Genomic DNA, 21,165 nt, shown 5'->3' with positions numbered 1-21,165 from the left:
AACCTCAGATAGGTTTTTGGATACTTACTTCGCAACGTGCTGTCTAGGCCTAGGGTGGTGATCTAAAAACATGTCCGCTTGGTCTGCGTTTTTAGGACGGTTTGAAGTGCCTTTAACGTGGCGGATAACCGTGCGCCGGTCGACGCCAACGCGGAGGGCGATTTGCCCGTAGGAAAGGCCTTCGCGGTCCAAGCGGCGCATTTGTTCCCGGCGCTGGATCGCGGTAGCATTTGGGCCAAGGGGCACTTCTATTTCCTCGCGGCCGTAGTACGCGCAGAGCTTGTCCGCGTTGTCCCGGCCGATCAGATGAACCAGCCAGTGCCCATCCGGTGCCTTTGCTGGAACGTTGAGTTTTGTGCCGCCGCGTTCGCGGGTGAGCACCAAGACCGCGTCCGGTGTTAGCCCCGCGATCTCGACCATTTCGTTCATCTTGACGGTGAAAGCAGCGCGATCAGTCATGGCGTTGGCTTTCGATAGAAGCGGCCCAAATGGTTCATTGCCTTAATCCAGTCGCCATCGCTCAACAGATCGGCGCCCTCCTTGCCGCTGACGCAACGCAGCAGCTGATCCAACGAACCGGAGGGGTGCCGGTTCTGTTTGAAAAGCTCGGTCCAGATATGAAGGCAAACTTGAAACCGGAGGTCATTTAGAAGGCGGTGGCGCGCCTTGTCGTGGGTAAACAGATCCCGGTTGCCGGTATCGCGCCGGATCCAGATTTTAAGGGCGTCTATTGCCCGCGCGGCGTCGTCTGCATGGGACAAGAACCTGTGATGATCCAAACCGGTCTGGCGCTTCAGCCAAGCCATCATGGCTTGGTCTGATTTGTTCTCGACAACACCAAGGTTATACCCGGCGATCCATAGCGCCTGGAGTTTCTTTGCAAACCGGCCGGTGGCCCTTTTTCCGTCCTGCGGCGCCAACTTCTTAAGCTCGGAAATCACCGCCCCGTGCTGGCGGCTGGTCATGCCCTTTGAGGACCGGGACCCCGTGTGCTTTTCAAGAAAATCCCGATAGGTGTCATCGTCAAACCCGATCCGGTTTTTGAGGGTATGGATTGTGCGAATGGCGGTCATTTTTGCCTCAGTCTTTGTAAGGGAGCCTGCCTTGCGCTTGCCCGCCCACGGCCCCGGCGTCACCGAGCGGTGTGGGCTTTGGCGGCGTAGATAGTTCCCGCCTCAGAAGTTCGTTTGTTACGGCCTTCAACTCGGCCTGTTCGGCCAGCAGTCCGGGCCGCCAACGGACCCTGCGCGACAGTTTGGTCCGCCGGTCGCGCAGGGTTTGCGTCTCACTCAACTCGTACTGCGACGGTTTCGTGAGGCGGGGCATGTCATGCGGCCTTGGCGAGGTCGATTGTGATTGGGACCCACGCGGCCTCGGTGCTTTTGCGCTCGTAGAAGCGGACGTAGGCCTTAGATCCTGTCACCCTCATTGCGTCGCGCAGGGCATCCATGGCCCGTTGCCAGCGTTCGTCCTGAATTTCCAATCGGAGCAACATGAAGATTTCGGACTTGTTGATCTGGCCCTCTTTGTCGGTGTTGAAGGCACGGGTCACGATTGACTGGATCTCTGGGCGGCTGTCGGCCGCCCATTCAATCAGGCACTCGTCAATCAGCGATTTGGCGATATGAAGCTCCGGCCCGAAGTCGATGAAATCGGCCATGTGGACCTGCACCTTTTTCAGGCCGTCGAAGGTCTGGTAGGTCCGGTTGCCTTTTCGGCCGCCTTTGGTGACGCCGTATTGCTGCTCCAAGAGTGCGTCCAGCTCGCCCAGGTCCGTGAAAGTGTGGCCCCGGAAACGCTTGACCTGATCGGAGAGCGGTTGCGCAAATCCGATGATCTTGCGCACCATTTCGTCTTCAAGCTGGTGTTGCGGTTTGATGTTGTCGACCGCCACCAGGTCACCCTTGCCGTTGCGCATGTAGGGTTTCCCGCCAACCAACTCGATACCGTTTTCGGGCGTTTCAATTTGTGTGGTGCATTCTTCCATTGTCAGCTCCATTTCGCGGGGTGCTTGGCGTCTCTCTTGGTTGCGGGCCTGGCGAGCGATCTTTCGTAAGCGGCGGCGGATGGATCGCCCATCAGTGCGGCGGTCACGTCGCGGGTGCCGCGTTGGGCTTGCCTGACCGCGCTCGGAAGTGTTCGAAACCGGCGCGGTTGCCATTTTGCCGGGTGGCTCGTTGTTTCCCCGGCAGACCGCTCATAGGCGGCTCGTGTTTCGGATGATGCGGCGGCGACCGGCGGCGTTGTTTTTGGCCTATGGTCGTCAGAAACGGGTTTCACTGGCGGGACATGATCAACACCCTGAAGGGTCGCAAGGATGTCCTTGTAGGCAAGTTCAGTAGCCAGCGCTGACCGGCCAAGCTCGGCGGCAATGAAATCCATGCCTTCACCAAGAAATGTGTAGCCGACCAACAGGGCCTGGTCCCGGTAGGTGAGGGGGGCTGTGGTCTTGGTCATGCCGCGCCCCCATCATTGGTCGGAACGGCCCGAAGCCTTGCCTTTGGAAACGGGATGATTTTGTCATCGCACAAATCAATGACCACGTGGCCCGATGGAGCCGGGATGATTGCCGGAAGGCTTTCCATGCCCTGCGCCCGTTCTGCGGCTTCGATGAGTTGGCTGCCGATGCGCTTTGTAAACTCCTGCAACCGGTCCAGTTCGTCCGTCTGGGCGGCCGTCTTGCACATGTAGCCAAGTTGGATCAAATCGGTGCTAAGCATCTTTGCCTCCTTTCAGGCGGGAGTGCGGGCACCCACCCCTGCAAGCGTTGTAAAGCCGGGTGCGGACGGAGTTGGTGAAAGCGCGGTCAGCGGCTTGATGTTTCAGACACTGGTCGCGGCCGATCTCGCCGACGATTGGGCAGTCAACGGTCTCGTGCATGAGCGCACCTCGAACAGTTGCCTCGATCTTCTCCAAATCGCCGGGGTACTTGTTGCTGATCGTCTGGCTTAAGACGGCGGTCGAATAGCTCAGGCGTTTTGCACAGGCAGATAGGCTGGTGCTGTCGGCGATGAGCGCCAGCTCCTTGACCCAATCCGGTGGGGCGCCGTTCCAGGCCTGGTCGGTCTTTTCAGCAAAAGAAACATGCTGGTTCATGCCGCGCACTCCTCGGCCAGAGGGGCGCCCATGACGCGACCTTTGTTAACATCATAGACCAACTTGGTTTTGAGGATCTTTGGCGCTTCCGGGCCAGTGTTCATTGACGGCTTTAGGCGCCAGACCGCAGGGACACGCGATTTGTTGGGGCGCATGACCAGAAGGTATCCTGCCTTGAACAGATGTTGGATGTACGTGGCTGCCGAGTTGACGCTGACCGGCAGCTCATCGGTCGCCGCCGAGATTGCGAGGTCGTGTTTGGTGAATTGGCTTAAGCAGCGCATCGCCGTCCACATATTGGCGTTCTTCTCGCCCTGCTGTCCGACAGATCCATCCCGGTTGACGACTGGCGTTTTCGTTGGACGCGACATCAGGCGATAGACGTTATGTTTGACGGACCCGCCGCGCGCCGTCGGCTCGTTATATGATCGGCTCACCGCCACGATTTCCGCTTTGATCAACCGTTGCAGGAAATCGCCAATTGACTTGTCCCTTGGATCATTCGAGCGGCTGGCGATCTCGGCAAGGGTGAACTCAGCGCCGTTTTTGCCGAGATCCCGCATCACGCTCCAGTAGTGGTCATGGCCGCGATAAACAGGGACGCCGGGTGTGACCCGCAGTTCCAATTGAATAGACATCAAGCGGCCCTCCGAACCCGGTGGCGCCGGGCTTGACCGGTCGCAAAGAAGCCATCGTCAAAGTGTGCCGCTGTTAGGACTTTTTCGCCGGTGTTCTGAGCGTGGGCCAAGATCTGATTGAAGTTCACGACCAGGAGGCGGGCCTTGCCTTTCGCCCGGTCCAGCGTGAGATCAATGAGGTCATCGGAAAGCTCCAGGCCAGGGCAATACAGGTCGGCAAGCTTGCGGGCGTCATCATGATCGCACGTTTCGGCCTGTACCCAGCTCAAGACCCGATTATGGAAACGTTCGACCTTCTCCAGCTTCTCAGGCAGCAGCTCTTCGCCGATCATCATGATTGGCACTTGGCTGTGTTCGTAGATTTCCCGAACAAGCTCCAGCATGCCCTTGTCGGCGAGCTTGTCCGCCTCATCGATAAAAAGCGGCCTGTGGGGGTCGTCGGCGAGGATGGCTATCGCTTCCTCGGTGAGGTCAGCAATCGTGCGCTGGCGGGGTTCTACCCCGGCTTCCCGCAAAAGCATCTGCAGGAATTTTTTCTTCGTCCAGCTATCCCCGATCTCTAACCGTAGCGCCCGCGTCTTGTTCTGCGCGTAGATGGAGGCCTGAGTTTTTCCAAGGCCGGAATGGCCATGAAAAACACCGATACCAGGTAGCCCAAGGGGGCGGTGAATGAGCGTGTTTGCGAGCGTCAAAAACCGTGCGACGTTTCTGAGGCTCGCTAAACCGCCATTGACACTTTGGCTTGTATTGGTCATCTTTGTTTCCGTTAGTTCGACTAATTTCAGCCTCGGAAGTGGCAGCTTCCGGGGTTGTTTTTTGCCCATTAAGACGCGGGCGGTACTTGCTCCGAACGATCAAAATCCTCGTAGATCATGTTGAATGCCCGGTACTCAGGACCGGCTTGATAACCGGTCAGCCAAAGCGCATCGGCGTCCGCCAGATGCTCGCCATCGGCTATTCTTTTTTCCAACCGTTTGGCCCGTTTGAACCGGTCCTCTGGCGTATGGTTGGTCTTCAACGGTTGAACTTTCTGCGTGGCTGAGGGCGCTGCGCTCATCTCATCCATGATCTTTTGTTCAGCGTCCGACAGCGGCCTTGGAGCCCGCTTTGCGGCCACGGCTGCCGCAGCCTCGATTTGCCGGGTCTCATGCTTTTCGGTGGGCTTCGGAAAACTCAGAACATGCGCATTGGTTTGGTGAGCCAACCGCTGCGCGTCTGCGATGGTGCGGGGCTTAATCCGCCGCTTTTCACGGCGGATATCTGCCAAGCGTTCTTCTTCAATAGCCTTCTGTTTGGCACGGATTTTCTGAATGGTTTCCGCTGGGTCCATACCAGCGAGATCCGGGTTCACCGCTTCACCGAGATAGGTTTCACCATCGGGGTCAAATAGCCAAAGGCGGCCCAAGTCGTCCGGGTCATGCCGTGCGAGGATTTCAGCACCTGGCAAAACGTCCCCGGTGTAGAAGTACTCTCCGTCGACGCGGATGCCCTGTTTTGTCACCTTGCGGAGGCCGTCTTGCCCAGCAATGGGTGCAAGTAGAACGTTAAGCGCTGATTGATCCCGGATGGCTCGAACGTTACCGGTGTACGCCCGCGCTACATCGAACGGTGTTTTGCGCTTCAGGCCTTCGTGCGGTGTGTGGGCGTAGCGATCTTCCGCCCATTGGTCCGCTTGCTTCTGGAACTCCAAAGCCGACAATTCGACATTAAAAAGCTTGGCGTCATCAGTTCCCAGACGCGTCGAGAACGCTTTGCGGCCTTCAATGACTTTGCGGTCTGCAACCGAGTGCCCAATGAAGCCTGGTTGCACGGCCGCGAAGTCGCGTTGGAAGGTCCCGATCACGCGTTCAACGGTGCCCTTTTGCTCGGGGCTATAGGGAGTGGAAAGCTCGTGTTCGATCCCGAGCGCGCCAAGCAGCCGAACAATGGACTTGGCTGTGAAATCCGAGCCGTTATCGCTTTTGATCGTTTCAGGAACACCCCAGGCAAGGATGCATTTGCGGATCAGAAGGCCGACAGCGTCAGCGCGCGGCGTTTTTGTCACTAGAATGATGACCCGCCGGGAATAGAGATCGATGGCCGCGTAAATGTTCATGCGCCCGTCAAGCGTCATGACATCGGATGGGGAGGCGTCGATTTCCCATTTCTGATTGAGCCGGTCCATCCGGTTTGCGCCGGATGCCACAAACCGGACCTTGGACTTGTAGGCGTCAGGATCGGTGATTTTGAGAAGGACGTTCTTCTCCGTTTCCAGCCAGTTTTTTAGGGTGTTTTGAAACGTCCTTAAAGGCGGCATAGAGACCCGCTTTTGGCCGGATTTTCCGGTGACCAATACGGTCTCACCGAACTCTGCGACCGCCGCCTCCCGGATGTGCTTGGCGCTGAGGAACTGATTGGAGGCATAAGCGGCAAGGCAATAGGCGCGCACACGGCCATCCTCCGCACGGTCAAGGACACCCGTTCCTTTTCGGGCAAGCGCAGGATCGTGTGCCAGGCGATTGACATTGGTAAGTGCATCTTTGCGCCAGCGGTTCATCGTGCGCACGGAGATCCGTTTGACGTGCTCTAGAACCCACTCGGGTAATGGAACCTTGCCGTCCTCGAACAGCTGACAGAACAGGTGGTCCGAGCCGGTCCCGCCCAGGCCACTCGTCTTGCGGAACCGCTCGGCAACCTTCAGGACGATTAATCGGGCATCACGGGTGCTGAGTTCCCGGCGGTTGAGCTCGTTTGCGGTCTCTGTGAGGTAATCGTCTCGCTCTACGCGAATGAAGGATCCGGCATATTCCAGCCGCTGGGGAAGCGGGAGCAGGTCAATGTGGTATTCAAGCCCGCCGCCGCCCTCGCGTCCTTGCCGCTTGTGCGCCAATGAGCTGTGCGCCCAGCCCTCCCGTTCGGCGATCTTTTGAATGCCGCGCTTGGATGTCGGAAACCCATTCAGTTTGAGGTCGGCGATTTCCTGTGCCGTCATCCAGAGTTTCATCGCGGCCCCCATGCTTTAACCTGGAGGGATTTCTTAAAATTGGAGACTTGTTTTTCATGGTCTTCGATCAGGGCGAGGGTGATGACGTTTTCGTATTTCGCCGGAACGACTTTCAGGTCGAAATCATCTGCGAGGAAACCAAGCAGTTCGGTTTTGCCAGTGGCCCGAATGAGCGCGATGAACCGTTCGACTGTGATGTTGTTGTCGAGTTTGGCTTCGCTCGCATAAGCGTCCAGGGTTGCGACCGTGATCTTGTGGCCGAGACGGTCACTCATGGTGGCCGCGATCTCTTCGCGGCTTCGGTCGCATTCTTTGAGGGCCTTGGCGACGGCGCGGCTGATCCGGGAGGCAAGCCGTGTGCCCTGGATTGCGTTCGGCTCAAAACCGACAGCCACTTTTGGCGGTGTCCAATCGAGGAACATGTCCGGGGTGAGAGTGTCTTTTGGGGGGCGGCCTCTACGCATCGAGCCAGCCCTCTTTTTTCACAAGAGTGATGATGTCTTTCTTGTGGTTGCGGAAGACGGCGAACCGTGCGGCACGGGGCAAACTCGGCAAGATGTCGCCGACCCGCTTCATGAGTTTTTCGGTGTCCTTCTCCGGCGGTCTTCCGGATAAAAGCAGTTTCGCGTCGGCGATCGATCCAGCTTTCGGCAGCTCGCCCAGAACAAGCTCCAGGATCTTGGCCTGGGTTTCGTGGTCCAGATCCGCCAGCGCTTTCAGATCAGACTGTTTTTCGGCTAAGGCTGTGCCTTTCAACCGTTCGCGGGTGGCGGCGGACAGACCCTTGTAGATCTGTACTGCGAGGGCAATTGAGCGCCATGAAAGGCCGGTGCTGTCTTGGGCTTTCTGGCAAAATGCAAAAATTGCAACTTGCCTCTTTTCGCCGCCCGTATGCTGGTTTCCGCGCTTGCCGCCATGCTTTGTCTGCGGATTCATAACCTCATAGATGCGTTTCAATTCAAAAAGAGCTTCGCAGCGCTCCAGGGCGTTGAAATCCTTTCGGCCAAGGTTTTCCAAGATCTCGTGCAGCCGCAGTTCTTCTGCAGGCTGATCGGTAGTTGGGGTGAGAACCCGGCAAGCAATCTCTCTACGCTTCAAAAGCTTGAACGCTTCGAGGCGGTGTTCACCGGCGACCAGCCGGAAGCGCTCGCCTTCTTCGACAACTTCGATAGGTGTCTTATGCCCGGCCTCCTGGATCATGTCGGCGAGCGTTGCTGCCCAATCCGGATCCACCGGGCGAAGCCGGGTCTCGGGAACATCAATAAGTGAAATTTTGATTGTTGTGTCGGCCATCGAACATACCCCTTGAAAGCCGTTCAAAAAGACCGGGCGGCAGGAGCGACCTGGTGGTCCGCCCGGTAAGTTGGGGAGGAACGCAGCATCCTGGTTAGACACCGCGCAAAGCGGCAGCGCCGCATCCCACCACTAAGCCGCAGGTGGCGCGGGTTCCCTGACGCCCGGATGTGCGATGGGCGCAAAGGGAATTTCAAATGGAGTGGAAGCTGGAACTGCATGCCAGTGTGAGCCGATGCCAGCGCGATTGAGCTGGTTGGCAATCCGCTGCGCAGTCAGTCGACTTTCATAGAGGAAGGCGTCGCCGGGAAAGAGGCCGGTTTCTCCTACGAGGAGATCCCCGGTCTCGGTGTTGACGGTGGTGAACACGCCCGTGAAGAAATAGAAAATACCGGATTTGGCAGTCTTGGCGAGAATGTAGCCAGAAGCCAGTGTCTGGACAGGCGAGCTTTGGTGACAGGAACTGGCCATTTATGCAGCCTCCCTGTCCGCAGATGCAATCTGTTTTGGCCTAGCGGCATAAGTTGCATATTTGCTATCAAGGATTCGGGCGGTCGTCTTTGGATAGCGGCCTGGGAACAATTTCTCTTTGGGAGTTTCGAGAAAGTCCGCAATGGCTTCCTCAGCCCATGCGAGAGGTCGTTTCCAGACGTGGGACATGGACTTGGGATCCTTGCCGTTCGCCTCGGCGAGTTTGGCCATCGTCATGTGCTGGCGATGCAACTCGGCTTTTATGGACAACGGATCCCAGCCACCTTTGGGAACCTGTTTAGGCTTAGCCATAGCGGGTGCCTTTCGTGAAAATGGTTTGTTGCAGCAAGCCGTTTTCTTTGGATTTTGTGTGTAACCAGTCGGGCCGATCAGTCGGGCCGATAAGAATAGGAATAATCCACGTTTGTAGAAAAATCAAATACAAACGTAGACTATTTGTTGTGCTGAGTGGCTAGACCAGAAAGCGAACCTGAGAGTGAGATCGGTAAACGCTTGCGTTTATTAAGGAAAACGCTTGGTGGGCACGATGTGAAGGCGTTTGCTGATAAGCTGGGTATTGGGAAGGCAACTCTTTACAACTATGAGAAAGGTGATCGAGAGCCGACCTCGCGTGTACTCACTGCGTTGTCCGAAGTGTTTGGAGCTAATGTGCATTGGATCTTGACCGGGGCAGGGGAGATGTTCGCTGATGCCTCTGTTGTTCCGTCGGGATCGAGCTTTCATACGATTAAGCCAGACGTGTTCCGCGCGGTCGGACGCCTAGTAACCAAACTCCACAAAACTGAAGGCATAACCCTGCCGTCAGATGCGCTCTACGACGAGCAATCCAGTGCTTACAATGCTTTGATTGAGAGGGCTGAAGATCCGTCAGACGAGGGTGAGCTCACCAGTCTCCTACCCTGGCTTGAAACACGGCTGAAACGTCAGCTTGCTGCGGCCAAAGCATCGCCCGGCACTGGTAAACGCGAGGCTTAGTACTTATACAATTATCGATTGTGGCATATGACCACCAACGTCAGGCAAATGCAATTTTAATTTGCGTCATTATATTTATCAATTAATGCGATACGGAGTTCTTGAAAGAAATTGTAATTTGACGCGTAATGAAGCGAATAGCTGTTACGGTACATGGAAGTTCATGACCCGTTTTTCGCTTAAAAATCAGTTTGCACCTCATGTTGTTCATAAGTGATTGTGCGATATTTTTAGCACGTGAGCGAAGCAAGTAACGATATCTGCTATGGAAATGTTGTCGACTTTTGACACGGATGACGATGAGCCGCTGCCGCAAGAGCGGTCTATGGCTTGGCTTAGGCGGCGACGGCAGATCGCCTATAAGCGGTTGAAAAAAGCCCTTGGACGGATTGATGACACAGAAGACTTTCTGCGTATGCTCTGGTGCACCGACCGGATTGGTGACAAACAGTTCGAGGCCTTAAATTTCTTCACTATTCAACCGAAAGAGACTGTTGAGTTCATACAGCAGCCGTATCGTATTAATAAGTGGACCTTAGAAACTCTGGTCAACTTCTTTCTTCGAAGCAAACCGCTGCGGAAGAGGGGTGAAAAGCGAAATAAAACGCTGAATGTTCGGCATCTTAATTCGCCACTTCACTTGATAAAGCTTACCAATGAACTTGAAAATGCAGACGATGGCTTAGCCTTAAAGCGAGTAGACGTTACTGGTGAAATAGCGCGTCTTGCTCAGCGGCAGTTCCCTTGGCAGCGTGGAAAGATGAATAGGGAAGCATTTTTTAAGAGTGCATATCTCTTCACTTTCCCAGAGGCTGATGATTATTTCACTAAGAAATACGGCATTTCAGTGCACGATTTCTGCTTCGCGGGTTTCGCTATTTATGCAATGTTGAAAAAACAACCGGCCTGCCAAGCCACTCCGTCGGTTGAAGATTTTCGCATCAGCGCAGAACTCCTTGCAAAAGGTATGGCTATGTATGCGAAGCCAGAACAAGATCTACGTAAATTGGCTGGTTCTCTAATTCAGGTGACAAGTCATTCAGCTTACCAGTCATCTGTGTTGCGAACTTGGCCATGCATTCTTATTCCCAACAAAAACATCATGTTAAGCCCTATCCCTGATCTCGTGATCGAGCGTTTTACAAATGGCCTCTACTACGACTTCGTGGGTCCTGATGGTCGTATTCGCGATCTGATCGGTAAACGGTTTGAAAGCTACACAACGCTAATGCTGGAGTCATTTGTCCAAAATCTGTCTGTTAAGCCTGAATTCAAATACGGTAAAAAAAACCAACCCAGCCCCGACATTTTCCTTCTCGACCAGGGAGAGACTGCGGTTATCATCGAATGTAAGGCCAAAAAGGCAACGATTGCAGCGAAGTTTGGCGAGGAACCTGATGTACTGAAAGATGCCGCACTGGACGAACTTGCAAAGGGCGCTTTTCAGGTGTGGCGCTTTTGTTCTCATGTCCGCCGAGGCATCGTCGCTCCACCAGGTGATAAGTTTGCTGCAGGTATCTCTGGTCTCGTGGTGTCCATGGATACATGGATGGAGACGTCAAAAAAGCAGCACGAGGAGGTCTTAAGAAGGGCTAAAAAAAGGTGCGCGGACGAAGATCCTGAAATAATCGTTGAAGATCAGATACCTGTCGCCTACTGCAACATCGATGACTTATCTTGGGTGCTAAGATCCTGCAGCGATTCCGATTTGCTTAAAACAATCGCAGAAGCCGCGAAACCAGATCGGGTCGGGTGGCTTCTGGCAAACATATACAATGAGATTGCGTCGGACGAAAACGTCGACAAAGGCGATCCGCTCAGGAAATATATTGCCGATATCGTTAAGTGGTGGCCTGAAGACGGAGTTCAACACCTTTAGGAACGGCTGATTGCCCACGCTGCTATAAGCTTCATTCTCATGATGTGTGTTGTGGAGAGTTTCGTTCCATGAGTTCCCACCTCTGCCGGTGAGTGTGGAAGCTCCTACAGCGAAACCTGCAGAAATCCGCTGAAAACACTAAGGTGCGAACTCTCACGATAGATTGCGCATTGGTTCCCATCTTGAATTTGCGCGGTCTCTGTTTTCATTAGGTAATTTCTAACGGCACAAACTGCCCAACAGGCGTTCCTTTGATTTTGTGCCAAAGGAAGTTGCGCGGCGGCGCTCAGAAAATGCCTGCGTGATTGGCAGAATTCCGCCAAATACCGCTCAATCCCACTTAATCCCGGTTGAAGCCTAAGTGCCAAGTGTTATTGCGCGTTACAGCTGTAGCGCGCAATTTCGTTTGGCCAATCGCGCAATTTTATTTGGCCACTATTTTAAGTTGCGTTTGAAGGCTGTTTATTGGGCCGGTGAAGCCCGGCCGATGTGATCAGGTCGGCGGGTGCAGGGTGATGGTACAGCCACGCTGGCCGCGCTGGGCGTGTTCGCATTGCGGGCTTTGGCAGAGAAAGTTCCGGGTGATCCGCGTCTCGCTGATGACCTCATAGTCAGGTCCCAGGCGTTCAATCAGCTCATCCATATTGAGTTTACGGCCGACACGGCAACAGGGGCCTTGCAGTGGCCATAGATTCTGTGTTTTGCGGCCTTCAGATCGGCTAGCATTTCAAGGCTGATGGGGTTTTCCGACATATGGAAAGTAGATTTCAATCCTGCCAATAACGCGTTATTTTACCATGATACTTTAGTTATCTGCTTTTGGGGTTTGCCGGAATGGAAGAAATCAAGCTGGTTCTAAACAATGTCATGACGGGGAACACCGTCGGAAGTGATCGAGGTTCTTGTCGACAGCCCCACAAAGGTCTGGGAGCAAACGGTACCGACCGACCCGTGCATCTATCGGCTTTATGAAATGGTCGGTGTGTATGGCCCGACCATCAAGGCGCTGATTCATGAAGAGTTTGGTGATGGCATCATATCGGCAATTGACTTTGACATGAGCATCACCCGTGTCGCCAACCCAAAGGGCGACAGAGTGAAAGTCGAGATGTCCGGCAAGTTCCTCGGCTACAACAGCTGGTGAGAGCACCGGAATTGTTTTGGCGGCCCGGCGCAATGTCCGGCCGGCAGCTGTATTCATGATCAGATTGAACAATTGCAGTGACCAGACCCCCTGTGCCGCCTTTCACATAAGACGACGCGGTCCTAAAGGTTCGCATGGCGGAAAACGCCTGGCACCTCTAAGATCCAGCCAAGGTAGCATTGGCCTACACGCCGGATGCGACATGGCGTAATCGCTCCGAGTTTGTTCACGGTCGTGCAGAAATCGAGGCCTTCCTGACGCGCAAATGGGAAAGAGAACTCGACCATAGTCTGATCAAGGAAATCTGGGCCCACAGTGAGGATACAATTGCTGTGCGCTTTGTCTACGAATGCCATGATGCTGCAGACAATTGGTATCGATCTCACGGCAATGAAAACTGGCGCTTTGATCCGCAAGTATTGATGGCTGAGCGCCATGCTTCGATCAATGATGTCAAAATCCTAGAGAGCGACAGGCTTTTTCGGTGGCCAAGTGGCATGCGTCCGAATGACCATCCAGGCCTGACGGAATTGGGTTTGTGACCCTGATATTAGCTCGATACTAATCGAAGGTGGTCAGCATTGGTGTTGCTTGCGGACTGAAGCCCCTGAAGTGCCTAACACCCTATGAATACATCTGCAAAACCTGGACTTCAGAGCCAAACAGGTTCACTCACGGTCCAATCCATCTAATGCCGGGACTAAACATCTAGCCGTACAGACTCTACTTCGACCTCGCAGAGACCATCGTTTGAGGTGGCTTGGATCAGTTTAACGCAAGTTCCTCGATCTTGCTGGCAGCCTCCCGCAAAGCCGGCAACACCGATACAAGATTGTCAAAGGACAAACGTTGTACGGGTGCGTGTATGGAAAGCGTTGTAAGCAAACGTCCTTCGCTATCCTTCAGGGGCACTGCAATCGCTGCCATGCCTTCCAGCAATTCTTCATTGTCGGTCGAATAGCCCCTTGCCCGGGTCGTTGCGAGTTCCTCACGAAGAAGATTTTTATCGGTGATTGTCTTTGGCGTGTGTTTCTCGAACTCCATCCAGGACAGCAAGCGGTCCAGTTTCTCCGTTCGCAATGACGACAAGTACATCTTGCCGCTTGCCGTACAATGAAACGGGACATGAGACCCAATGCGCAGCTGAATGCGCAACGGCCAATGCGTTTCGACCCGGTCAAGATAAACCATTCCAAACCGGCCTGGCGCAGCGAGGTTGCACGTCTCGCCCACTTCTTCAGCCAAGGCTTTCATCACGATCAATCGCTCGGTCCTCATCCGTTGCGATGACAGTGTGTTGCCCGCAAGGTGGCGGAGCCTGCGTCCAGGCCCAAAGGACTTACCGTCGACGTCACGCTGCAGAAACCCTTCTTCTTCGGCTGTTGTCAAAAGCCTGTAAACAGTGGGTTTGGGCAGGTTCAGTGTCTCGGCCAATGTGGCGCCAGTAACCGGAACCCCAGAGCGTGCGACCTCTTCGAAGATCAGCAAAAGCCTCAGGTTCGTCGGAATTTGTCCCTTTGTATCCGCTTCTGCGTCTGCCGACATTCAGTTTCCCTACCTGTCTGGAAGCAAGAATAGCGCGACCTCTGGTGTGAGCGAAACAAATATCCATACTCCGATCAGCGCTACCAGATAAGGCACCGTATAACGCAAGAGCCGGAAATATGGCACTCCTGTTACACCAGATGCCACATAAAGGTTTAGCCCATAAGGCGGTGTAATAAACCCAATAGAAGCGCCAACGAGAAAGATTACCGAGAAGTGGATCGGATCGACACCCACACTTGCAGCGATCGGGGCAAGGATAGGCGCAAGAATGATCGTGACCGGAAGGGATTCCAACACCATGCCGGAGAAAAACACGATGATCATCGCGGTAAACAAAACCGCATAGTAACCGCCCATGGAGGTTACGAAATCGCCGATAACCTGCTGCGCTCCGAGTAGTGACAGGATCTGCTGCATCACCACAGAAATTGCGATTAACGGAGCAAGGATGCCGGTGATCTCGGCCGACCGCATCGTGATCCCCGGTACTTGCCAGAGCGTGAAACCCTCGACGACCAGCATTTCCGCATAGTTCTTTTCTTGCCACGTGCGATCGCGGTCCTGTCGCGTCAGGCGGCTGACGAGCCAGGATAGAAGCCCCGCGATGATGCAGAAACCAACTGTGACGCCAGCTGCTTCGGTCGGCGAAAACTTTCCGGTGTAGATGCCCCAAAGGACAAGACCTATTGCAAAGAAGCCAAGCCATGCACCGAATGCGGTTTTAAGCACGCGGTTTAACTGGAGTGGGATCAAAAAGCCCCAGCCGTTGAGGCGGCAAATAATCCAGCAGGCGAATTGCATTCCGATGACCATGAGCGCGCCGGGCACGATACCCGCAACGAACAGGTCCGAAATCGGCAAATTCATGAGAAACCCATAGACGATGAAAATAATCGACGGCGGGATGATGATACCGACAGTGCCACCGGCTGCTGCTGTTGCGGCGGAGAAGCGCTCATCATAGCCGCCCTTGACCATCTCGGGATGCAACATCGAACCGATCGTTGCGGTGGTGGCGGAGTTTGAACCTGAAATTGCGGCAAACAGACCGCAAGCACCGAGTGAGGCCATGGCCAGCCCGCCTCGGAGCCATCCAAGACAAGCATAAGCGAAGTCCGACAATCGCCGGGCTATCCCGGATTTGTTGATCAGATCCCCAGTTAGAATGAAGAGGGGCATCGCAAGAAGGGCGAAGCCCTTGTTGAAGACGTTAAGGATCTCGGCGCCCATGTTGTCGAGGGTCAGCCCAAGAACGAATGAGCAGCCAACCACCCAATAGGCAATCACCAAAAACACCGGGACGCCCAGCATGAAGAGTATCGTAACTCCGACGGAGATCAGCGTGACAAGTGTTCCATCCGTCATCAGGTATCTCCTCCAATAACCGCCTGCCGGAGGAGGGGTTTGCCAGCGCGCATGTTTTTTATGTCATCTTCTATGTTTTCAACCGCACGCGCCGCCATGAGCGTCGCGGCGATGGGAGCCGACAACAGGAACCACCATTGCATGGTATTGTCTGTCCCCAGAACGATTTGAAAGTTCGAAGCGGACAGCGCAACAACGCGCAGGGTCGTCACGAGAAGAATAAGCGCGAAGCCAAACCAAAGAACGAAATCGAGAAGCAGACAGGCGAACTGTGCCGTCCGCGGCATGATCATTCGGAATTCAGAGAAGCTGAGATGCGTCCGCATCCGGATATTGTAGGCCCCTCCGAAGAGCGCCATGATCATGAAAAGAAACGGGGGAATGGTGGTTGACCAAGGTTGCTGATTTGAGAAGACGAAACGGTCAATTACACCCCAGAAGATGATCGCCGCCGTTAGGAGATAGCAAGTCACCATGACGGTCCGTTCGAAGTAGCGTTCAATGACGGGGACATGGTGGTAGATCCAGGCAAGCAGCATACCTGAGAGCGCGAGGAACACAGCACCGAAAATGTAGACCGTATTAGGTGAAAGCGCCTGCCGGATCGTCCAAGAATCTTGACTTCCAAGCGCGCTGATGAGCGCTGCCAAATCGGACCAGAGCTCCATCGGCCGTCCTCCCTGTTTCCTATTGTCGCCGGGATTATCCGGTCATTTGTAGTTTGCCGGAGGACCTCACACACTCTTTGCGGAGGCCCTCCGGCGATAGGCATTGGGACTATATCAGCCTTTCCACCAACGGCGCGGTTCGACATTTTCAGCGAGGGTGTGCGGGTTGTTGCGCACCTCGTTGTAAATATCCTGGTAGGTGTCGATGCCACCGGCCCAGCCATTGATCCGTTCGCGCCACTGCTCCCAGAGCTGCGGTTGGAACTCCGGCGAGCACATTTCTTCGGCCTTACGAATTTCAGCATCCGACAGAGACGCAACCCGAACATTGTTCTGGGCGAAAATCGTGTCCGGCAACTGAGGGTTTGAGAAACCGACGGTATTGACCAGAGCGGCCTCGTTTGCTGCCTGCACGTGAACTTGGGTGAGGTATGAGGATTCCATAACGGCATCCTGCAACTCGCCACTCAGGCTGTCGAAGGTTGATACGGTCATCGCCGTGTGTTCGGTGCCGCAGAAGAACCGCAGGTCAACACATTGGCTCACAACCGGCGACATGTTGGCATAGGCCACGGCCGAAGCCCATGTCTCAGCGCCATCGATCAACCCTTGCTTGAGGCCGTCAAGTGTTTCTTCCCACGCGACAGGCACGGGGTTTAGGTTGAGTGCGTTCATGGCGATCCGGCCAAGCTGCGTTCCCGTTACGCGGTTCTTGGTGCCTGCCAGTTGGTCAATCGAGGTGACCGTTTCCTTGTCTTGCCAGGACAGACCGAGCTGGATGCCGCGAAGTTCAGCGTGTGTGAACAGGAACTTCAGTCCGTGACGCTTCTCGAACGGCTCACGTAGGATCCGCTGCGATTCCGGTGAGTACATGAAGTAGTACTGATCAGCGCGGCTGCGGAACATATACGCATAGTCAAGGACGTTAAGGTAGGGCGCGCCACCGGCTGAATTCTGGGTCGACGCGGCATAGAGATCGATGATCCCCTGCTGTGCTTTCTCGACGCACGAGAGCTGGCCGCAAATCTGGTTATTGCCGATGAATTCGATGCGGATTTCTCCGTCCGTACGCTCCTCCAGGTCACGGGCGAACTCAAGACAACCGGCCCGCTCGATCAAAAGGTTTTGCGGGTTAAATCCGGCCGCGCCGAACTTCAGAGTGTGCTTTGCGTCCTTTGCGAAGCGCTTGTTGTAGGTGGACTCCGCCGCTCTGGCGAGGTTCGCCGCCGTCATTACACCGCCGAACGCGCCTGCGGCAAAGAGCGTCGAACTCATGCCGTAAGTTCCTGCAATTTTAAAGAAATCTCGACGCGAGACACCCTTTATGCGATCATAAATTCCCATCTTTTCCTCCCATATTGTCAATTAATGATACTGAAATTATCAAAAAAAGCTAGATTAGTATTGATAACTTGCATAGAGATAATTGCATCTGATGGAGGGTTTTTTGAAAATGGACGCAGATTTTGTGATCGTGGGCGCCGGTTCGGCGGGATGCGTGATCGCAAATCGGCTGAGTGCGAATCCGGACACCAAGGTCATCCTTTTGGAAGCAGGCGGCGCGGATCGAAACCCGTGGATCCATATTCCGGTCGGTTACTTCAAGACCATGCACAACCCCAGTGTCGACTGGTGTTACAAGACAGAACCGGACCCAGGATTGAATGGCCGGCAACTTGACTGGCCACGCGGGAAAGTGCTCGGTGGGTCTTCGTCTCTCAACGGCCTTCTCTATGTTCGCGGGCAACCGCAGGATTATGACCGCTGGCGTCAAATGGGGAACACAGGCTGGGGGTGGGATGACGTCCTGCCGCTTTTCAAGCGCTCGGAAGATCAGGAGCGTGGCGCTGATGCATACCACGGGCAGGGCGGTCCGTTGTCGGTATCGGACATGCGCCTGCGAAGGCCTATCTGCGATGCCTGGGTGGAGGCAGCCCAGGCTGCGGGTTACCCTCTCAATCCCGATTACAATGGCGCTGAACAGGAAGGCGTCGGGTATTTTCAACTCACGACGCGGAATGGACGGCGATGCTCCTCTGCCGTTGCTTTCCTGAAACCGGTTCGGTCGCGTTCGAACCTTCAGATTGTGACCCGGGCAGCAACGACACGCATCCTTTTTGAAGGGCGCCGCGCAACAGGTGTCGTCTATCGCGACACTGAAGGGCGCGAGCACACTGTGAAAGCACGCGCGGAAGTCATTCTTTCGGCGGGCGCAATCGGCTCACCGCAGCTTTTGATGGAGTCGGGCATCGGAGAGGCCCAACACGTGAAAGAGCAAGGTATTGATATTGTTGCTGACCTGCCGGGCGTCGGTAAGAATTTGCAGGACCATCTACAGGCGCGCCTCGTCTTCAAGTGTAATGAGCCTACACTGAACGACGAAGTTCGCAGTTTACTCAACCAGGCACGTATCGCGTTGAAGTACGCGCTGTTCCGGGCCGGCCCGATGACGATGGCCGCAAGCTTGGCGACGGGGTTCCTGCGCACAGGTGATCACGTTGATACGCCGGACATCCAGTTCCACGTCCAGCCTTGGTCAGCCGACAGTCCTGGAGAAGGCGTTCATCCGTTTTCGGCATTTACGATGTCGGTTTGTCAACTTCGCCCGGAAAGCCGCGGTGAAATCCGCCTCGCGTCGCCGGATGCCAGCGTTTATCCGAAAATACATCCAAATTATCTCTCAACCGAGACCGATCGCCGGACGATCGTGGCCGGTATCAACATTGCCCGGCGCATCGCTCAGCATGCTCCGCTGAAGCATAAGATTTCAGAAGAATTCCGGCCGGACGCCTCGCTTGATATCGACGACTACGAAGCCACGCTCGACTGGGCGCGGAATAACTCCACGACAATCTATCATCCAACCGGCACCTGCAAGATGGGCAAAGGCGAAGGCTCAGTTGTCGACGAGCGTCTGCGCGTTCACGGCATTGAGGGGCTGCGTGTCGCTGACTGCTCGATCATGCCCGAAATCGTCTCGGGCAATACCAACGCTCCAGCAATCATGATCGGTGAGAAAGTGTCCGACTTGATCCTGGAAGACCAGAAAGTTGGCGCAATGTAGCGCCCCGAATTCCAATTCCAATGTACATCTCCAAGGGAGTAACGGCATGAAAATGACGACTGAAGAGGCCTTCGTCAAAGTTCTCCAACGCCACGGAATCAAAAATGCATTCGGCATAATCGGGTCTGCCATGATGCCGATCTCCGACCTGTTTCCGACTGCGGGCATCACCTTCTGGGACTGCGCGCACGAAGGCAGCGCTGGGATGATGGCTGACGGCTACACGCGCGCTACCGGCAAAATGTCGATGATGATCGCGCAAAACGGCCCGGGCATTACCAACTTCGTAACTGCAGTGAAAACCGCCTACTGGAACCACACACCGCTCTTGCTGGTCACTCCGCAAGCAGCGAACAAGACCATAGGGCAAGGCGGCTTCCAGGAAGTCGAGCAGATGAAGCTTTTCGAAGATATGGTGGCATATCAAGAAGAGGTTCGTGACCCGACGCGTGTCGCCGAGGTTCTGACGCGTGTGATCTCGCAAGCCCGCCGCCTGAGTGGCCCGGCACAGATCAATCTGCCGCGGGATTTCTGGACACAGGTCGTCGACATTGAGATCCCCGATCCGATCGTTTTCGAAGCTTCGCCGGGCGGTGAAAACTCTGTTGCCGCGGCTGCCGAGCTTCTGAGTTCCGCCAAAAATCCTGTCATTTTGAATGGTGCGGGGGTGGTCCTTTCGGGCGCAATTCCTGCATCTGTTTCGCTGGCTGAGCGTCTTTCGGCGCCCGTTTGTGTGGGGTATCAGCACAACGACGCCTTCCCGGGTTCGCACCCGCTTTTTGCCGGGCCGCTGGGATACAACGGGTCGAAGGCCGGTATGGAACTGATCAAGGAGGCCGATGTCGTTCTCTGTCTCGGTACGCGATTGAACCCGTTCTCAACACTCCCCGGCTACGGCATGGAGTATTGGCCAACGGATGCGAAAATCATTCAGGTCGATATCAATCCGGACCGGATCGGTCTGACCAAGAAGGTCTCGGTCGGCATTGTCGGTGACGCGAAAAAGGTTGCGGAGGGTATCCTGGCGAACCTGTCGGATACTGCGGGCAATGATGGGCGCGATGAACGGTTGGCGCGTGTTTCGCTCGTCAAGTCCCGTTGGGCGCAGCAACTGTCTTCGATGGATCATGAGGATGACGATCCAGGAACAACATGGAATGAACGCGCACGTGCGGCTAAGCCGGATTGGATGAGCCCGCGTATGGCATGGCGCGCAATCCAGGCAGCGCTGCCGAAAGAGGCGATTATCTCGTCCGACATTGGCAACAATTGCGCAATTGGCAATGCCTACCCGTCCTTCGAAGAGGGACGCAAATACCTCGCACCAGGGCTCTTCGGGCCGTGCGGTTACGGTTTGCCATCAATTGTCGGGGCCAAGATCGGTTGCCCGGATGTGCCCGTCGTGGGCTTTGCCGGCGACGGTGCTTTTGGCATCGCTGTCAACGAACTGACCGCGATCGGACGCGGCGAATGGCCGGCAATTACTCAGATCGTTTTCCGCAATTACCAGTGGGGCGCGGAAAAACGAAACTCGACGCTCTGGTTTGACGACAACTTTGTCGGCACGGAACTTGATGAAGGCGTCTCTTACGCAGGGATTGCCCAGTCCTGCGGGTTGAAGGGCGTTGTTGCCCGCACCATGCAAGAACTGACCGACGCTCTTAACCAGGCGCTTGAAGATCAAAAGGCCGGAAAGACCACGTTGATCGAGGCCATGATCAATCAGGAATTGGGCGAACCCTTCCGCCGTGACGCAATGAAAAAACCGGTTGGCGTCGCCGGCATCGATCCTGCGGATATGATGGAGCAGGCGGTCTAACCCGTCGCGAATAAGTGGCAGAAAAGGCGCGCGCTCACAGGATGTTGGCGCGCGCCGCCATTTTAAGGTTCACAACTCCCAGCTCGGATTTTGAAAGCGCGCAAACCGTTATGTCTGGGTGATTGTGCCCCAATCAAATCAACGGGACTGGTCCGTTGGCGGCGGAACGAGCGCCTGGAACCAAGAGGTTGAAGACAGGAT

23 protein-coding genes and 3 pseudogenes are annotated in these 21,165 nt (G+C 55.1%); 7 read left to right on the top strand and 19 right to left on the bottom strand.

Annotated features, from left to right (window positions below; translation table 11 throughout):
* Positions 1–24: 24 nt before the first annotated feature.
* The 14 genes from ACQY4Z_RS04715 to ACQY4Z_RS04650 form a co-directional block, all read right to left on the bottom strand.
* Complete coding sequence (locus ACQY4Z_RS04715; RefSeq protein ID WP_428527120.1) at positions 25–459, bottom strand: hypothetical protein; 435 nt, start codon at positions 457–459, stop codon at positions 25–27.
* Positions 456–1,073: a regulatory protein GemA gene (locus ACQY4Z_RS04710; RefSeq protein WP_428527118.1), complete on the bottom strand. Its 618-nt coding sequence runs from the start codon at positions 1,071–1,073 to the stop codon at positions 456–458. The genes ACQY4Z_RS04715 and ACQY4Z_RS04710 overlap by 4 nt, the downstream gene beginning before the upstream one ends.
* 7 nt (positions 1,074–1,080) lie before the next feature.
* On the bottom strand, positions 1,081–1,326 hold the full coding sequence (locus ACQY4Z_RS04705; protein ID WP_428527116.1) for a gas vesicle protein V: 246 nt from the start codon (positions 1,324–1,326) through the stop codon (positions 1,081–1,083).
* Position 1,327: 1 nt separating this feature from the next.
* Positions 1,328–1,987 (bottom strand): DUF3164 family protein, encoded by a 660-nt coding sequence (locus tag ACQY4Z_RS04700; protein WP_428527114.1) that lies wholly within the window; start codon positions 1,985–1,987, stop codon positions 1,328–1,330.
* Between the two features lie 2 nt (positions 1,988–1,989).
* Positions 1,990–2,457, bottom strand: a complete 468-nt coding sequence (locus ACQY4Z_RS04695; RefSeq protein ID WP_428527112.1) for a hypothetical protein — start codon at positions 2,455–2,457, stop codon at positions 1,990–1,992.
* Positions 2,454–2,720: a hypothetical protein gene (locus ACQY4Z_RS04690; protein ID WP_428527110.1), complete on the bottom strand. Its 267-nt coding sequence runs from the start codon at positions 2,718–2,720 to the stop codon at positions 2,454–2,456. Before ACQY4Z_RS04690 ends, ACQY4Z_RS04695 begins: the two co-directional genes overlap by 4 nt.
* Positions 2,713–3,096 carry a transcriptional regulator gene (locus tag ACQY4Z_RS04685; RefSeq protein ID WP_428527108.1) on the bottom strand — a complete coding sequence of 128 codons (384 nt, stop codon included), beginning with the start codon at positions 3,094–3,096 and terminating at the stop codon, positions 2,713–2,715. Before ACQY4Z_RS04685 ends, ACQY4Z_RS04690 begins: the two co-directional genes overlap by 8 nt.
* A complete protein-coding gene (locus tag ACQY4Z_RS04680) occupies positions 3,093–3,734 on the bottom strand; it encodes a hypothetical protein (protein WP_428527106.1) in 642 nt (213 codons plus the stop codon). Before ACQY4Z_RS04680 ends, ACQY4Z_RS04685 begins: the two co-directional genes overlap by 4 nt.
* On the bottom strand, positions 3,734–4,489 hold the full coding sequence (locus ACQY4Z_RS04675; RefSeq protein ID WP_428527104.1) for an AAA family ATPase: 756 nt from the start codon (positions 4,487–4,489) through the stop codon (positions 3,734–3,736). Before ACQY4Z_RS04675 ends, ACQY4Z_RS04680 begins: the two co-directional genes overlap by 1 nt.
* A gap of 68 nt (positions 4,490–4,557) precedes the next feature.
* Entirely contained in the window at positions 4,558–6,717 is a 2,160-nt protein-coding gene (locus ACQY4Z_RS04670; RefSeq protein WP_428527102.1) for a DDE-type integrase/transposase/recombinase, read from the bottom strand.
* Complete coding sequence (locus tag ACQY4Z_RS04665) at positions 6,714–7,181, bottom strand: hypothetical protein (RefSeq protein ID WP_428527100.1); 468 nt, start codon at positions 7,179–7,181, stop codon at positions 6,714–6,716. Before ACQY4Z_RS04665 ends, ACQY4Z_RS04670 begins: the two co-directional genes overlap by 4 nt.
* The gene (locus ACQY4Z_RS04660) at positions 7,174–8,010 is read right to left on the bottom strand and encodes a ParB/RepB/Spo0J family partition protein (RefSeq protein WP_428527098.1); all 837 of its coding nucleotides are present in this window, start codon (positions 8,008–8,010) and stop codon (positions 7,174–7,176) included. The genes ACQY4Z_RS04665 and ACQY4Z_RS04660 overlap by 8 nt, the downstream gene beginning before the upstream one ends.
* A gap of 132 nt (positions 8,011–8,142) precedes the next feature.
* Positions 8,143–8,481, bottom strand: a complete 339-nt coding sequence (locus ACQY4Z_RS04655; RefSeq protein WP_428527096.1) for a hypothetical protein — start codon at positions 8,479–8,481, stop codon at positions 8,143–8,145.
* Complete coding sequence (locus tag ACQY4Z_RS04650; RefSeq protein ID WP_428527094.1) at positions 8,482–8,793, bottom strand: helix-turn-helix domain-containing protein; 312 nt, start codon at positions 8,791–8,793, stop codon at positions 8,482–8,484. It lies immediately after the preceding gene.
* 156 nt (positions 8,794–8,949) lie between these two features.
* Between ACQY4Z_RS04650 and ACQY4Z_RS04645 the strand changes: the two genes are divergently transcribed.
* Positions 8,950–9,477, top strand: coding sequence for a helix-turn-helix domain-containing protein (locus tag ACQY4Z_RS04645; RefSeq protein ID WP_428527092.1), 528 nt, complete (start codon positions 8,950–8,952; stop codon positions 9,475–9,477).
* Positions 9,478–9,742: 265 nt separating this feature from the next.
* Positions 9,743–11,356, top strand: a complete 1,614-nt coding sequence (locus ACQY4Z_RS04640) for a hypothetical protein (RefSeq protein ID WP_428527090.1) — start codon at positions 9,743–9,745, stop codon at positions 11,354–11,356.
* 493 nt (positions 11,357–11,849) lie between these two features.
* On the opposite strand, the gene ACQY4Z_RS04635 is transcribed toward ACQY4Z_RS04640, so the two are convergent.
* The gene (locus ACQY4Z_RS04635; protein WP_428527088.1) at positions 11,850–11,999 is read right to left on the bottom strand and encodes a hypothetical protein; all 150 of its coding nucleotides are present in this window, start codon (positions 11,997–11,999) and stop codon (positions 11,850–11,852) included.
* Between the two features lie 297 nt (positions 12,000–12,296).
* Here ACQY4Z_RS04635 and ACQY4Z_RS04630 point away from each other — a divergent pair.
* The 3 pseudogenes from ACQY4Z_RS04630 to ACQY4Z_RS04620 all read left to right on the top strand — a co-directional run.
* Positions 12,297–12,500 (top strand): annotated as a pseudogene (locus ACQY4Z_RS04630) (cyanase); the annotation flags it as partial.
* A gap of 134 nt (positions 12,501–12,634) precedes the next feature.
* A pseudogene (locus ACQY4Z_RS04625) lies at positions 12,635–13,042 on the top strand (DUF1348 family protein).
* A 56-nt stretch (positions 13,043–13,098) separates the two neighbouring features.
* Positions 13,099–13,212, top strand: a pseudogene (locus ACQY4Z_RS04620) (IS481 family transposase); the annotation flags it as partial.
* 53 nt (positions 13,213–13,265) lie between these two features.
* Here the strand turns inward: ACQY4Z_RS04620 and ACQY4Z_RS04615 are convergent.
* The 4 genes from ACQY4Z_RS04615 to ACQY4Z_RS04600 all read right to left on the bottom strand — a co-directional run bounded on the left by ACQY4Z_RS04615 (position 13,266) and on the right by ACQY4Z_RS04600 (position 17,356).
* Complete coding sequence (locus ACQY4Z_RS04615) at positions 13,266–14,045, bottom strand: IclR family transcriptional regulator (protein WP_428527086.1); 780 nt, start codon at positions 14,043–14,045, stop codon at positions 13,266–13,268.
* Between the two features lie 9 nt (positions 14,046–14,054).
* Complete coding sequence (locus ACQY4Z_RS04610; protein ID WP_428527084.1) at positions 14,055–15,413, bottom strand: TRAP transporter large permease; 1,359 nt, start codon at positions 15,411–15,413, stop codon at positions 14,055–14,057.
* Positions 15,413–16,081 carry a TRAP transporter small permease gene (locus tag ACQY4Z_RS04605; protein WP_428527082.1) on the bottom strand — a complete coding sequence of 223 codons (669 nt, stop codon included), beginning with the start codon at positions 16,079–16,081 and terminating at the stop codon, positions 15,413–15,415. Before ACQY4Z_RS04605 ends, ACQY4Z_RS04610 begins: the two co-directional genes overlap by 1 nt.
* A 114-nt stretch (positions 16,082–16,195) precedes the next feature.
* On the bottom strand, positions 16,196–17,356 hold the full coding sequence (locus ACQY4Z_RS04600; RefSeq protein ID WP_428527080.1) for a TRAP transporter substrate-binding protein: 1,161 nt from the start codon (positions 17,354–17,356) through the stop codon (positions 16,196–16,198).
* A gap of 178 nt (positions 17,357–17,534) precedes the next feature.
* Here ACQY4Z_RS04600 and ACQY4Z_RS04595 point away from each other — a divergent pair, with 178 nt between their 5' ends.
* On the top strand, positions 17,535–19,145 hold the full coding sequence (locus tag ACQY4Z_RS04595) for a GMC family oxidoreductase (RefSeq protein WP_428527078.1): 1,611 nt from the start codon (positions 17,535–17,537) through the stop codon (positions 19,143–19,145).
* A 46-nt stretch (positions 19,146–19,191) separates the two neighbouring features.
* Positions 19,192–20,964, top strand: a complete 1,773-nt coding sequence (xsc, locus tag ACQY4Z_RS04590; protein ID WP_428527076.1) for a sulfoacetaldehyde acetyltransferase — start codon at positions 19,192–19,194, stop codon at positions 20,962–20,964.
* Positions 20,965–21,165: the final 201 nt, after the last annotated feature.

This window comes from Roseibium sp., assembly GCF_965276855.1.
Classification (GTDB): domain Bacteria; phylum Pseudomonadota; class Alphaproteobacteria; order Rhizobiales; family Stappiaceae; genus Roseibium.
Note: the sequence above shows the minus strand (reverse complement) of the source record. Positions and strands in the feature narration are given on the sequence as shown.